The following is a 14,242-nucleotide window of genomic DNA, read 5'->3' on the forward strand; positions in this document are numbered from 1 at the left end:
ACCGGTTTGATCGCGGCCGGACGACGCCGCTGACCTGGGGAACGCCTGAGTGCGTGACATCGGCCGAACTATGGTGTCCAGCGGCGCGTCCAACAAGCCGGTGAACGGAGGCGGGAATGAGCACCGGACTGGTCGACGGAGATCCGCAACGGCTCGGCGGCTACTGGCTGGCGGGCCGGTTGGGCGCGGGCGGGCAGGGAGTGGTCTACGAGGCCTACGACGCACGGGGCGAACGGGTCGCGGTCAAGGTGTTGCACGGCGACGCGGCGGCCGACCCCGAGTTGCGCGAGCGGTTCGGCCGCGAGGCGGCCTCCGCCAGGCGGATCGCCTCCTTCTGCACGGCCGCCGTGGTGGACGCCGACCTCGAAGGGCCCAGGCCGTACATCGTCTCCGAGTACGTCGAGGGACCGAGCCTGCGCAGGGCCGTCGTCGACGGGCGCCGCTTCACCGGCGGTGACCTGCACCGCCTGGCCACCGCCGTCGCCACCGCGCTGACCGCGATCCACGAGGCCGGGGTCATCCACCGAGACCTCAAGCCCGACAACGTGCTGCTCGGCCCCGACGGCCCCCGGGTGATCGACTTCGGTGTCGCCCGGATGGCCGACATGTCGCTGACCGCGACCGGGATGGTCGCGGGGACCCCCACCTACATGGCCCCCGAGATCTTCATGGGGGAGCGCGCGACCGAGGCCGTCGACGTCTTCGCCTGGGGCGGGGTCATGGTCTTCGCCGCCACAGGACTCGACCCGTTCAGGGCGGAGAGCCTGGGCGGTGTCATGCACCGGGTGCTCTCCGTGCAGCCGCAGCTGGACGTACTGCCCGAGCAGCTCCGTCCGCTGGTGGCCGCCTCCCTGGCCAAGGACCCCACGGCCAGGCCCGCCGCCAGGGAACTGCTGCTCGCCCTGATCAGCGGGGGCGGCTCGCTCGACACCCGGCGGCTGCTCGCGGCGGGCAGCGAGACGGGCGGCCGGATGCACACCGGCTCGAACGACCCCGCGCTCGGCGACCTCGCCGAGGAGGCCTTCGGCGCGCTCGGGCAGGCCGAACGGGAAATCGCCCCCGAGGTGTTCCTCCGGCTCGTCACCGTGACCGACGACGGAGAGCTCACCGTACGGCGCGCCCAACTGGCCGAACTCCTCCAGGGAAGGGGCGAGGAGGAGATCGCCGCCGTCCACCGGGTGCTCGCGGCCTTCACCTATCTGGTCGGCCGCGACGAGCAGGCGCTGTGGCTCTCGCGGCCCGCCCTGACCCAGGCCTGGCCCCGGCTGCGTCAGTGGGTCGGGGCCAACCGCGACGGCCTGGTCGTGCACCGGCACATCCTCACCGCGGCCTGGCGCTGGCAGAGCCAGGGCCGCAGGGACGGCGACCTGTTCCAGGGCAGCAACCTGGAGAACGCCATGAACTGGGCGGCGACGGGACGGCGCAACATCACACTGAGCCCGGTCGAACGCGACTTCCTGGAAGCGGGAGCCGCCCTGGCCAGGCGCCGCGCACGCAGGGGCAGGCTGCTGTCCGTGACGCTGGCCGGGCTGCTGGCGGTCGCGCTGGCCGCCGGGGTGCTGGCCGTACAGCAGGGCAGGGTCGCCGAGGCGCGCAGCGTCACCATCGCGCACCAGCGCGACCAGGCGCAGGCCCGCCAGCTCGCCGCGACCGCCGAATCGCTGCGCGTCTCCGAGCCGGTCAGGGCCATGCTGCTCAGCGTGGCCGCCTGGCGGCTGAACCCGGTGGTCGAGGCGAGAGCCGCCCTGACCGGCTCGCTGGCCCAGCGTGAGACGGCCGCCTTCCACGACCCGGCGGCCGGGGTGCACACGCTGCGGGCGCTGAGCCGTGACGGGCGCGTCCTCGTCAGCGCCGGGGACGGACAGGCGCGCGTCTGGGACGTGCGGACCGGCGGACGCGCCGGCGGGTTCGACGGGATAGGCGACGAGCTGACCGGGATCGCGCTGAGCCCGAGCGGCAGGCTGCTCGCCGTGGTCAGCGGGACGAAACTCACGATCTGGGACATGACGACCGGCAAGCCGACCGGTGCGACCCTCACCGTCCGGGGCAGGGGCGTCGACGGCATATCCCAGGTGACCTTCGGCCGCTCGGAGGACCTGGTCCTGGTCAGCAGGGGCGAGGGGCTGATGGTCTGGAACCGGCGGACGGGCGGTGAGGCGGCCCCGTTCACCGCGGGCATGGGCTTCGACACCTCGCCGGACGGCACCGGGCTCGCCGTCGCCGACCTCGGAGGGAACGCGACGGCCACGACCCTCGCGGACGGCCGCAAGGTGTCGCTCGGACAGCGGTGCACCTGCGTGCGGCGCGTCGCCTACAGCCCGGACGGCAAGGTCGTCGCGGTCCGCACCGGAGCGCTCATCCGGCTCCACGACGCCTCGACCGGCGCCGATCTGCAACGTTCCTTCACCGACGCCGACGTGCAGCGCTCGTTCGACGAGGGCGACGCGGACACGCTGGTCTTCAGCCCCGACGGGCGGTTCCTGGCGTCGGTGAGCGAGCGCAACATCAGGCTCTGGCGCGTCGCGGACGGTGCCCTGTTGTTCACCCACGCCGTCGCCGCGTTCAGGCCGGTCGCCGCCTTCGACCCCGACGGGCGCACCCTGCGCTACCTGTCGGAGGACTCGGTGACCAGCCTCGACATCGCCTTCGCGACCGCCCCGGCGCCACTGGGGAAGGCGGGCTTCGCCAGGGCGGCGCTCAGCCCCGACGGCCGCCTGCTCGCCTCGAAGGGGGAGGGGCCGGGGAAGGTCGTCCTGTGGGACGTGCGCGGACGCAGGTCCCCGGCGGCCCTGGACGTCGGCTCACAGGACCCCGGTGGCTACTTCGAGATGGCCTTCAGCGGCGACGGGAGACGGCTGGCGGTCGTCACGGGCGACATGGCGGGCGAGGTGCAGATCTGGGACGCCAGGACGTTCGAGAAGGTCATGACCGTCACCGCCCCGAGACAGGGCAACGTGACCGCCATCGCGGTGAACGCCGACGGCACCGCCCTCGCCGGATACGTCGCCTACCCCGACTCCCCGACCGGGGACGGCGGGGAGATCCACCTGTGGGACGTGCCGGGCGGCCGGCACCGCTGGGCGAGGAAGCAGGGCTACCCCGACGGCCTCCGCTTCGCCCCGGACGGCAGGGCCCTGGCGGTCGCGGGCGGTGAACAGCGCCTGCTCGACACCCGCACGGGCAAACCCTTCGGCCCCTCGTACGGCTCGCCGACCGTCGGCGTCCCCGTCCTCTCGCTCGCCTTCGGCGGGGACGGCTCCCGCTTCGCCATCGCCGACCAGGCGGGACGGCTGTCGGTCTGGGAGACCTCGTCGAGGAAGCAGGTCGGTGAGACGGTCAGGACGGGGGCGGGCGAGACCCCCCTGCTGACCTACTCGCCGCGCGGCGACGTGATCGCGGGCCGGGTGGACGGCGGCTCCGTGGCGCTGTGGGACGTCGAGACCGGGCGCCGCCTCGGCGCGCCGATCGCGACGGGGCCAGGAGAGCCGAAGGCGCTGGCCTTCACCGGAGACGGGACGCGCCTGGTCGTCGCCGACTCCTCGGGAGTCCTGGCCGAGCACCCGGTGGAGCCGGAGGCCGTGGCGAACGCGGTCTGCGCGAGGGCGGGCCGTACGCTCTCGGCGCAGGAGTGGCGGACCTACCTGGGGGAGACGCCGTACCGTGATGTATGCCCCCGATGACCCAGAACTTTCCGGTCTGAGATCGCATCCAACACCGTATGAGAGTCGCGGCGAGGCTGATCGAGGGGGACCCGCACCGTCTGGGGGACTACCGGCTGGCGGGCCGTCTTGGGGCGGGCCGCCGGGGCGTGGTCTACGAGGCCTACGACTCCGGAGGGCGGCGGGTGGCGGTGAAGGTGCCGCACGGAGACCCCGAACTGTGGCGGCCACTGGCCGGGGAGGTGGCCGCGGTCCGCGCCGCCGCGCCGTCCTGCACGGCCAAGGTGATCGACGCCGACTGCGTGGGGGCGCGGCCGTACGTCGTCAGTGAGTACGTGGCCGGGCCGAGCCTGCGTGGGGCGGGGCGGATCCTGGCCGGGCCCGACCTGCTCCACCTGGCCGCGGCCCTGGCCACCGCGCTGACCGCCCTCCACGAGGCCGGGGTCGTCCACCGTGACCTCACCCCGGACAACGTGCTGCTGGGCCCCGACGGTCCCAGGGTCGTCGGGTTCGGGCCGCTCTCCCCGACGGAGACGACGCTGACCTGGCCCAGGCTGGCCATGAACGCCCCGGCCTACACCGCGCCGGAGGCGTTCACCGGACGGGAGCCCGGCGCCGCCGCGGACGTGTTCGCCTGGGGCGCGGTCGTGTTCTACGCCGCGACGGGGAGGGACGCGTTCGAGGGCACCAGTCTGGGGACGGTCATGCACCGTGTGCTGTCGGTCGATCCCGACCTGGACCCGATCCCGCAGCCGTTGCGCGCCCTGGTCGCCGACTCCCTGGCCAAGGACCCCGAGCGCAGGCCCGGGGCCCGGGACCTGCTGCGGGCCCTGGTCTCCGCGGACGCGACCGTCCGGCTCAAGGCCCCCTGCCTCGCCCCCGACTGCCTCACACACGCCTCCCCCACCGCGGCCTGCCTGCCGGCGGCCTGTCTCGTGCCCTCGGGCGGCGACATCCCCGGATGGGCGGCGGAGACGTTCACCGCGGAGGCGCCGCTCACCACGGGGACGGTCCTCGGCGGGCGGGTCTGTCTCGCCGACGCCCTGCTGGCCGCCCGCGTGCCGCTCACCCTGGACTTCCTGCTGGCGGCGGGCGACGCCATGGCGGCCAGGCTGCGGACCCCGTACGACGACCCGGGACTGGGCGCGGTCGCGGAGGACGCCTACGTCACGCTCGACCCGGCCGACCGGCCGTTCGCCTCGGCGATGTTCCTCAGGCTGGCGGACGGGCGCGGCGGGCCGCGTGGCGCGGGGGAGGCCGAGGAACGGATCGCCGAGGCGTTCGGGCCGCTGGTCGTCCGTGCGGGGGACCTGGCCCGCCTGGCCGATCCGGCGCTACCGTACGCCTGGCCGAGGCTGGCCGGGTGGATCGAGGCGGACCGTGACGCGCGGGCCCGCACGGCCCGCGACCGCCTGTACTGGCTGGGGCTGACGGTACTGCTGACCCTCGCCCTGGTCGCGGCCCTGGTGGCCGCCCTCGGAACCGGCGGCCGGCCTGTCTGAGCCCTCCACCGGCGGGTAGGCATAGCCGGGAGTACGCCGTGAGTTTTTCGGGGGGAAGACATGGCGCGATGTGAGGTCTGCGGCAACGACTACGACATGAGCTTCGAGGTGCACGCGCAGGGGGCCGTGCACGTCTTCGACAGCTTCGAGTGCGCGGTCCACCGGATGGCCCCGGTGTGCGAGCACTGCGGGGTGAAGGTCGTCGGCCACGGGGTCCAGGTGGGCAGGAGCTGGTTCTGCTGCGCGCACTGCGCCCGTCAGGAGGGGGAGGACGCGATCGTCGACCGGGTCGGCATCCCGATGCAGCAGGGAGCCTGAACCGTTCGGGCACCGCTAGGGTGCAGGGGTGTATGTGAAGATCTGCGGGCTGCGAGAGCCCGGCCACGTCACGGCCGCCGTCGAGGCGGGAGCCGACGCGATCGGCTTCGTCCTGACCCGTAGCCCTCGGCGGATCACCCCGGAGCTCGCCCGTGAGCTGGCCGCCGAGGTGCCCGCCCATGTGCTGACCGTCGCGGTCTTCGCCGGTGAGACCCCGCAGGAGGTACGGCGGGCCGCGACCGAGTCGGGGGTGCGGGCCGTGCAGCTGCACGGAGCCCATCCGCACGAGGACTTCACCGCGCTCAAGGACCTCGGCCTGACACTGGTCCGTGCCGGGGCGGCGGCGGGCGCCGACCTGCGCTGCGGAGCCTTCGACGAGGACATGCTCATCGTCGACGCCCCCCGCCCGGGCTCGGGGGAGCCGTGGGACTGGGCGGCGGTGCGCGGCCTCCCGCAGGGCCGCTGGATGCTGGCCGGAGGACTCGGCCCGGCGAACGTCGCCGAGGCCGTGGCCGCCGCCCAGCCGTGGGGAGTCGACGTCTCAAGCGGTGTCGAGACCGCTCCCGGGGTGAAGGACGCCGGGCTCATCAGGGAGTTCGTGGCCGCCGCGCGCGGCTGAAGTCCCCGGCTACCCGGTGCCCCCGGGCGTCCGGGACGGCCGTTCGGCCGGGATCGCGGGCGTTCCGCGTGGGGAGCGGGGAGCCGTTCGCAGGACGGGCAGCGCCGTCCCGGCTCCCGCGAGGGCGCCCAGGACGTTGAAGAGCACGTCCGCCGCGTCGCAGCTACGCCCCTCCGAGAACGCCTGGGTGATCTCCAGGGCGAGGGAGGCCGCCGCCAGCCCCGTCACGACCGCCAGCGGGCGGCGGGTCACGAGGACCCCCAGCAGGGCGGGCGCGGCGTAGAGCAGGAGGTTGAGGAGGTTCTGGGCCTCCGTGAGGGAGGCCGGGCCGCCGGTCGCGCAGAAGGCCAGGCCGTGCGTGGTCAGACGCGTCGGCATCGTGAGGGCCGGGATCACGGCCAGGGAGAACAGCCAGAGGAACGCCGTCGGCCGCCGCACGCGGAACACCGCCGAGGCTCTTCGGCTCAGCGGGACGCACAGTCCGGTGAGGACCGTCAGCAGGCAGACGACCGGCAGCCAGAGGTCACGGTTGGCGAGGAAGACCTCGACGGGCAGGGGGATCAGCAGTCGCCCCAGACCTTCGTGACGTACTGGAAACGGGTCGCGGTGTTCAGCATGATCCCGTGGTAACACCCGGAGGGAAGGGAGAGGGAGAAACTCCTGAAGGTGGTGCCGCCCGCCCGCGCCGTCACGGCCGGGCCGTAGACGGGCCTCTTGATCCCGACGCCCGAGCTGTTCGTCTGCTGGTAGCCGAGCCGGACGTTCGTCGCCCCTCCCCGCGCCTTGTCGTAGGCGACGTTGATCCGGCGCAGGGACCTCCCCTTGACGCAGAACCCGGCGCTGAGCGTGCCGTTGTCGAGGTAGCCGAACGCGGAGCCGGAGAAGGTCAGGGAGGGACCGCAGTCGCCGACGGAACCCGTGTCCCCGGCCGCGGCGCTCCCCGCCCAGACGGCCGCGCAGGCGATCGCCGAGACGGTGAGAAATGCGGCCGGCGTGACGAGGGAGGGCAGGAGGCGATCCAGCAAGGCGAGTCCTTCCGCTGGTGGGTTCGCGGCGGCAGACGGCGCAAGAAAAAGGGCATAAATGACAAATTATGATTTGTGGGCAATGTTCTAATTGTCGGATATCTTTGTTTTTCTCTCGCGCTTCGCGGTCAGGGGGAACCTATCCGCAAACCGGCACGTGATCAACGAAGCTCGACCGGGGTCGCGCCGTGGTATCGGGTCCCGTGCAGGTCAGGGCTTGTGCGGGCTGCCTGTTATGTGGGATTTGTGAAATATATTCGCGCCGTCGGCGAGGAATCCTTCACGGTCCTACATAAACCTGTGTGCGTCCTACAGAAACCGAAACTCAATGTGCGAACAGATCGTCGCAATCATGTGGCTGCCGAAAGAGTCCTTCTCAGGCACCCTTGAGGAGAAACGACCGCGCACCCCTCCCGCGCCGAAAGGAGAAAACAGCAATGAATGCTTCCAATCCGACCACCCGACCGTCTGCCATACACATCGCTGGACGGCTCGGGAGCGCCGTCACATGGTCACATGGCCGCCCCGGGGGTGGGGGTGGCCCGCGCCACGAGACGCCCGTACGGCGCCGCGGCGGACGGAAACCGGCGGATCCCGCCGACAGAGCAGGGGTGATCTGGACGGTCAGGCCGTCACACGACACCCCGTATGCCGGGTGTGGCGGTGCGATCTGGAGGGTGAGCGCCGCCACACCTCGGACCGGATGTCGTAGCCGGACGCCGTAGCCGGCCCCGGGCCGTGCTGCCGCGGGTGACGGCCGAGACCGCGGGCCGTCAGGCCGGACTGTTCCCCTCCCGGAGGGGCCCGGCCGGAAGGGGGGCGGTCACCGGTCCGCCGGACGGACGGGTGATCACCGGCCCGCGGTCTTGGAACCCGTCAGTGGTGACCGTGCTCAGGGGGGACGGTGCCACGGGGGAGCAGCAGGGTGACGAGCGCCGCGGTCGCGCCCAGCAGCAGCGCGCTCACCACGATCGTGGAGTGCAGACCGCCGACGAACGCGACTCTGGCGGCGGTCAGCAGCGCGGCCCCGGTTTCGCCGCCGATCTCCTGCGCCGCGTGCGCGGCGGCGGCGAGCGACTGACGCGCGAGGGTCATCAGGCCGGAGGGAACCCCGGCGACCGGTGCCAGCGAGGGCGCGTAGACGGCCGTGGTGACCGTGCCGAGGACCGCGACCCCCAGGCCGGCCCCCAGCTCGTAGGCGGTCTCCTCGATCGCGGCGGCACCACCGGCCCGTGCCTCGGACGCCGAGGACATGATCGTGTCGGAGGCGGCGAGCAGGGTGACCTGGATGCCGAAACCGACGCCGACGAAACAGAGCGCGAGCGTCAGGGAGTGCGGCTCCGTACCCCAGGCCAGCGTGGGCAGCAGGCTGAGCGCGGTCAGCGCCAGGCCGCCGCCCATCGTCGCGCGCAGCCCGAAGCGGTGCAGCAGCCGCGCCCCGGCGAGGCCGCCGGCGACCGCGGCGGCCATCAGCGGCAGCAGGCGGACCGCCGCCTGGAAGGGGCTGTCGCCGAGCACGAGCTGGAGATACTGGGCGAGCATCAGTTCGAGCCCGACCAGGGCGAAGACCGTGAGCAACACTGCGGCGACCCCGATGGAGAACGCCCGCTGCCGGAACAGGCCGAGGTCGAGCATCGGGGAGGGCGAGCGCCGCTGCCTGCGCACGAACCAGGCCAGCAGTCCGATCCCGGCCAGGAAGACCACCGGTCCACCGGTGCCGCCGGTCCCCGTCTCCTTGAGGCCGAAGGCCAGGGCGAGGATGCCCACGACCGACAGCAGCGCGCTGAAGGCGTCCCACGGGTGCAGCGCCCGTGCGCAGGAGTCGGGCAGAAGCCTGACGGCCGCGGGCAACAGCACCAGCAGGATCGGGACGTTGATCAGGAAGACGGCGCCCCACCACAGGTGCTCCACGAGCAACCCGCCGATGAGCGGGCCGACCGCTGCCCCGGCGGCGGCGACCCCGCTCCACACCCCCAGGGCGACGGCGCGCTCACGCCGGTCGGTGAAGACCTGCCTGATGATGGAGAGCGTGGCGGGCATGATCATCGCGCCGCCGACGCCCAGCAGGGCCCGCGCGCCGATCAGCGCGGCGGCGCTCGGCGCGAACGCGGCGGCGGCCGAGGCGACGCCGAACACCACGTACCCCATCAGCACCAGACGTTTCCTGCCGTAGTGGTCGCCGAGCGTGCCGAAGGTCAGCAGCAGCGGCGCGACCACCAGGGAGTAGACGTCGATGATCCACAGCAGTTGGACCGAGGTGGGTTCGAGGGCGGCGGTCAGCGCGGGGACGGCGATGTGCAGGACCGTCGCGTCCACCGCGATGAGCAGCAGGCTGAAGCACAGCAGGATCAGGACCGACCAACGGCCGGTCCCTCGCCTTCGCGGGTCGATCCCGGTGCGGACCGCACTGTCCACGACCCCCATGGCGATCATGAGCCGCTGGAGGGGCCGCTGAAGGGAACGTCGGCCTCGACGGACATGCCAGGCAGCTTAGGCGAAGCCGGGTAGTGGGAAAGCCAGGAATCGGAGATTGGCTTACCGCTAATTGTGGATATTGTCCCCATATATCCTGCCTCTCTAGAGAGATACAGGGATATATCTCTTATCTAGGCAAACAGTGATCTCGCGCGCACGATGACGGTCGTGGGGAGCCAGCACGAGGTCCATGAACCGCCGGAACCGGACGGTGACACCGGTGACCCCCGCGAACGGTGCGCCACGGCCGCGGCCCTGCTGGAGCGCGACCGGCCACAGGAGGCGCTCGACGCCATGGGGCACGGTCAGGTCACCGGTGTCGCGGACTGGGCATACCGGCTGCTGAGTCTCTCCTTCGAACGCCTCGGCCGAGACGCCGAGGCCGTGGCCGCCGCCGAGGAGGCCGTACGGACCGCTCCCGGGTCGTGGACGGCACGGCTGCGACTGGGCGCCGCCCTGCGCCGGGTGCCGGGACGCCGGTGGGAGGCGGCCGTCCAGGCGGACAGGGCCGTCCGCTACGCCCCCGAGGAGCCGGACCCCCACGTCCTCGCCGGCGACCTCGCGCTGCTGCGCGGCGAACACCACCGGGCCGAGGCCGCCTACCGGGCCGCGCTGCGCCTGGCGGACGACCACCCGCTCGCACGGGTCAACCTCGGGCTCGCCCTGCTGCGCTGGCGGCCTCCGCACGGCCACCACGACCCCGCCTGGCCGGTCGACCCCCGGGAGACCGCCCGCACGAGGGACGCCGTGGAGGCCTGGTCCCGGCAGATCCGCGCACTGCTGGCCGTCGCGCTCGCCGTGGCCGCCCTGCTCGTCCTGCGGACCGGGCCCGCCGCGGCGGCCGTGGCCGGTGGCGTGACCGTGCTGGCGGGGGTGGCGATCACCCTCAGGCGGGGTCGTGAGATCAGGCTCTGGCGCTATGTGCCGCGTCTGCTCGCGCGCGACCCCTGGCTCGGCGTCTCGGTCTCGGCCACCGTGCTCGCCGTCGTGGCCTACACGGTGGCGGTCGCCATCCTCCCGCCCGTCCCGCAGGGCGTGGCGTGGCCCCTGCTCGCGGGATTCGTCCTGTTCAACGGCATCGCCCTGCCCGCCCTGCGGGTGCCCGTGCGGGCGTGGCGCGGGCGCCCGGTCAGGGCGCTGGCCGAGTTCGCCGCCATCCCGGGAGACCGTACGGCGCGGCGCAACGCCGAGACGACGCTGTGGATGCTCACGGCCCGCGCCTGGTCGGCGCTCATGGGGCTCCTGCTGGCCGCGGGGGCACTCGGCGAGATCCGGCCGGCCCTGGCCGCCCCCGCCGTCCCCGTCGCGCTCGCCCTGGCCCGCCCGAGGGGTACGGCGGGGCACCTCGTCGACCGGGTGCTCGCCGCCGACCGCCTGCTCACGGCCACCCGGTACCTGCTGACCCTGACCTCGGTCCTGCTCGCGGGCGTCGCGGTCGTGACGTCGTCCGGCCTGCTGGCCGGGGCAGGCCTGGAGCGGTGGACCTGGTGGATCTGGTGGGCCTGCGGTGTGCCGCCGGCCGTACTCGCCGGGGCGCTGGCCCTCAGGGCGGCACGGGCGCGCGGGCACGACCTGCCGGGACCGTGGCGTTCGGGCCTGGCCATGCGGGAGGGGCATGACGTGCGCCCGCCGGCGGACGCGCGGGCGCCGATCCTCCTCGGTGGCGACGTGCGGCGGGCGCTGGCCCGGGTCAGGGGAGTCGTCCTGGCCTTCACGGACCGGGAGGGTCCCAGAACCCTGGCCGCCGAGGTCACCGGCCAGGCGGACGGCGAACTGCTCCTGACCGCCCCCGCCGACGCCTGGGAGGCGGCCGGACGGGACCCGAGAGTCACGGTGTTCGTCACCGACCCGGCGCAGAGCCGGTTCTGGGCCGAGGTGCGGGGCGTCGCGGTCGGCGACGTGGAGACGGGCGCGCTCAGGATCACCCCGAAGCGGGTCCTCGTCTCCGAAGTCCCAGGTCTCGGCGGTGCCCGCCACCGGGACCGCCACCGGCGCCGCCGTGCCCGGGAGCGACACGGGACCACGCGGACACGCTGAGGGTTAACCGTGCCGGGGACCGCCCGCAGGAAGGCCCGGGGAGGGCACGCGGGAAGGCGGCGGGAGGGATCGTTTCGGCATCCGAAGGCGGGGCAGAAACCCCGCACCCGGATCGTGGGGTTCATCCGGTCTCGTCCGTTTATCTGATCGTGTCAGTGTGGCGGCGTGGCGTGGCGCTCACGCACGCGCAAACGTCTGCCCGGTGCGGTATAACCGGGGGCGAATCCGGGGAGGCGTGATGCGGGAACCCGACAGGATCCGGCCCGCGGGGCGGGCGGCGGTGCGGGATGCGTTCGAAAGGGTACGGCTGCGCTACTTCCAGCTCGCTCCCGGCACACGCCGGCTGATCTACCTCCTCGCACTGGTCCTGGCCGTCGGGCTGACCCTGGGCATGGGGTGGTCGCGCGACACCTTCCTGGCGATCCTGGTCCTGCTCGGTTTCGCCGGACTGACCCTGCGCTTCCCCCGGGCCGCCGCGACCCTGGTCGTGGTGGTCGGGTGGGTGTTGCTCATGCCCCCCTTCCAGAGCCTGTACGGCGTCGGGGTGCCCGCCTCGATGCCGTTGACGCTCCTGGCGCTGCCCGTCGCGGGAGCGGCCCACCTCATCCGCTGGGTGCCGCCGTGGCTGACCACGCTCGCCGCGCTCGTGCCCGCCGCCGTCGTGGCCGCCGCCATCTCCGTCTTCGCCCCCGGCGTCGCCCCGTGGATCGCCTACGGCGTCGCCGCGGCCGTGCTGGTCTACCGGTTCGTCCAGGCCCGTCAGGCCAGGGCCGATCTGCGGGCCGGGGACCAGCGGGTGCGGATCAGGGCGCGTGAGAGCGGGCAGCCCGCCCACGCGCAGGGCACACCCGCGGCCCCGCCGCCGATCTCCGTCGAGGAGGCGCTCGGCGAGCTGGACGGCATGATCGGCCTGGCCCCGGTGAAGGAGCAGGTGCGTTCCATCGCAGCCTCGATCGAGGCGGCCAGGCTGCGCAAGGAGGCGGGATACTCCACCGAGCCGCCGATGCGCCACTTCGTCTTCGTCGGTCCTCCCGGCACCGGCAAGACCAGCGTCGCCAGGACCGTCGCGAAGATCTTCTACGCCTTCGGCCTGCTCGAAACCCCCTACGTGGTCGAGGTCCAGCGCGCCGACCTCGTCGGGGAGTTCCTCGGTGCTACCGCGATCAAGACCAACGAGGTGATCGACAGGGCGCTCGGCGGGGTGCTGTTCGTCGACGAGGCGTACGGCCTGATCAACTCGGGGGACGGCCAGCCGGACCGGTTCGGCGCGGAGGCGGTGCAGACGCTGCTCAAACGGGCCGAGGACGACCGCGACCGGCTGATCATCATCCTGGCCGGATACGAGAAGGAGATGGCCTCCTTCCTGTCGTCGAACCCCGGCCTGTCCAGCCGCTTCTCCAGCCGGGTCCGCTTCCCCAGCTACTCCCCGGGAGAACTGCTGGAGATCACCGAGCTGCTGCAGCGGCGGCGCGGCGACCGGCTCGCCGACGACGCCGGGCCCGCGCTGCTCGACCGCTTCGAGGACGTGCACCGGCGCGCCCTCGTCGACGAGCTGGGGAACGCCAGGTTCGCCAGGAGCCTCGTCGAGGCCGCGGCCCAGGCCCGTGACGTGCGGGTGGTCGGCGCGGGCGGCTCACCGACGGCGCAGGACCTGGTGACCACGACCGCGCGGGACGTCGCCAAGGCCTTCGACGAGCTCACCGCCCGCTACCGGGGTTACCAGGCCATCCCCTCCCTGGAGGAGGCGCTGGCCGACCTGGACAGGATGGCCGGGCTCGAACCGGTCAAACAGCAGGTGCACGCCATCACCGCCCAGCTCAAGGTGGCCAGGATGCGCCAGGAGCGGGGGCTGCCGACACCCCCGCAGACCAGGCACTTCGTCTTCGCCGGGCCGCCGGGCACCGGCAAGACCACCGTGGCGCGCATCCTGGGCCGCATCTTCGCCGCCCTCGGCCTGCTCGCCCAGCCCGACGTGGTCGAGGCACAGCGGGCCGACCTGGTCGGTCAGCACCTCGGCGCGACCGCGATCAAGACCAACGAGCTGGTCGACAGGGCGCTCGGCGGGGTGCTGTTCGTCGACGAGGCCTACAGCCTGGTCAACCCCGGCTACGCGGGGGGTGACGCCTTCGGCACGGAGGCGGTGCAGACGCTGCTCAAACGGGCCGAGGACGACCGCGACCGGCTGGTGATCATCCTGGCCGGATACGAACGGGAGATGGACGCCTTCCTGGCGACCAACCCGGGCCTGGCCAGCAGGTTCGGCCAGCGGGTGCACTTCCCCTCCTACTCGCCCCGGGAACTCGCCGAGATCGCCGCGTTGCTCGCCCACGAGGCGGGCGACCGCTTCGACGAGGCCGCGGCACGCGACCTGGACGAGGTCTTCACCTGGGTCTGCGCGGACGGCCTCATCGACAGCCTCGGCAACGGCAGGTTCGCGCGCTCGCTGTTCGAGCGCGCCGCGATGCGCAGGGACGTGCGCCTGGCGGCCCAGATGGGCGGCACGGCCAGCGCGGCGGACCTGACCACCATCACCAGCGCCGACCTGCGCGCCGCGGTGGACGAGCTCGCCGGACGCTGACCTCTCCCCACTCGGTCCCGTACGGCGTG

Annotated in this window: 9 protein-coding genes; 6 read left to right on the forward strand and 3 right to left on the reverse strand. The window is 73.1% G+C overall.

Features of this window, described 5'->3' with window-relative positions:
• Positions 1–116 precede the first annotated feature (116 nt).
• Genes ACFOYY_RS17320 through ACFOYY_RS17335 form a run of 4 tightly spaced genes read left to right on the forward strand, consistent with a single transcriptional unit; the run spans position 117 to position 6,098 of the window.
• Entirely contained in the window at positions 117–3,680 is a 3,564-nt protein-coding gene (locus ACFOYY_RS17320) for a WD40 repeat domain-containing serine/threonine protein kinase (RefSeq protein ID WP_386190296.1), read from the forward strand.
• A 38-nt stretch (positions 3,681–3,718) separates the two neighbouring features.
• Entirely contained in the window at positions 3,719–5,161 is a 1,443-nt protein-coding gene (locus ACFOYY_RS17325) for a serine/threonine-protein kinase (RefSeq protein ID WP_386190297.1), read from the forward strand.
• A gap of 60 nt (positions 5,162–5,221) precedes the next feature.
• Positions 5,222–5,479, forward strand: coding sequence for a hypothetical protein (locus ACFOYY_RS17330; RefSeq protein ID WP_362781762.1), 258 nt, complete (start codon positions 5,222–5,224; stop codon positions 5,477–5,479).
• Between the two features lie 28 nt (positions 5,480–5,507).
• On the forward strand, positions 5,508–6,098 hold the full coding sequence (locus tag ACFOYY_RS17335; RefSeq protein ID WP_362917770.1) for a phosphoribosylanthranilate isomerase: 591 nt from the start codon (positions 5,508–5,510) through the stop codon (positions 6,096–6,098).
• 9 nt (positions 6,099–6,107) lie between these two features.
• Here the strand turns inward: ACFOYY_RS17335 and ACFOYY_RS17340 are convergent, their stop codons facing one another.
• The 3 genes from ACFOYY_RS17340 to ACFOYY_RS17350 form a co-directional block, all read right to left on the reverse strand.
• Positions 6,108–6,731: a VanZ family protein gene (locus ACFOYY_RS17340; RefSeq protein WP_362781768.1), complete on the reverse strand. Its 624-nt coding sequence runs from the start codon at positions 6,729–6,731 to the stop codon at positions 6,108–6,110.
• Entirely contained in the window at positions 6,659–7,123 is a 465-nt protein-coding gene (locus tag ACFOYY_RS17345) for a hypothetical protein (RefSeq protein WP_352015893.1), read from the reverse strand. Before ACFOYY_RS17345 ends, ACFOYY_RS17340 begins: the two co-directional genes overlap by 73 nt.
• Before the next feature lie 876 nt (positions 7,124–7,999).
• On the reverse strand, positions 8,000–9,547 hold the full coding sequence (locus tag ACFOYY_RS17350; protein ID WP_386190298.1) for an MFS transporter: 1,548 nt from the start codon (positions 9,545–9,547) through the stop codon (positions 8,000–8,002).
• Between the two features lie 219 nt (positions 9,548–9,766).
• Here ACFOYY_RS17350 and ACFOYY_RS17355 point away from each other — a divergent pair, with 219 nt between their 5' ends.
• Both ACFOYY_RS17355 and ACFOYY_RS17360 read left to right on the forward strand, forming a co-directional pair.
• A complete protein-coding gene (locus tag ACFOYY_RS17355; RefSeq protein ID WP_386190299.1) occupies positions 9,767–11,635 on the forward strand; it encodes a tetratricopeptide repeat protein in 1,869 nt (622 codons plus the stop codon).
• A gap of 238 nt (positions 11,636–11,873) precedes the next feature.
• The gene (locus ACFOYY_RS17360; protein ID WP_386190300.1) at positions 11,874–14,213 is read left to right on the forward strand and encodes an AAA family ATPase; all 2,340 of its coding nucleotides are present in this window, start codon (positions 11,874–11,876) and stop codon (positions 14,211–14,213) included.
• The last annotated feature ends 29 nt before the right edge of the window (positions 14,214–14,242 follow it).

It is taken from the genome of Streptosporangium jomthongense, assembly GCF_042650425.1.
GTDB lineage: Bacteria > Actinomycetota > Actinomycetes > Streptosporangiales > Streptosporangiaceae > Streptosporangium.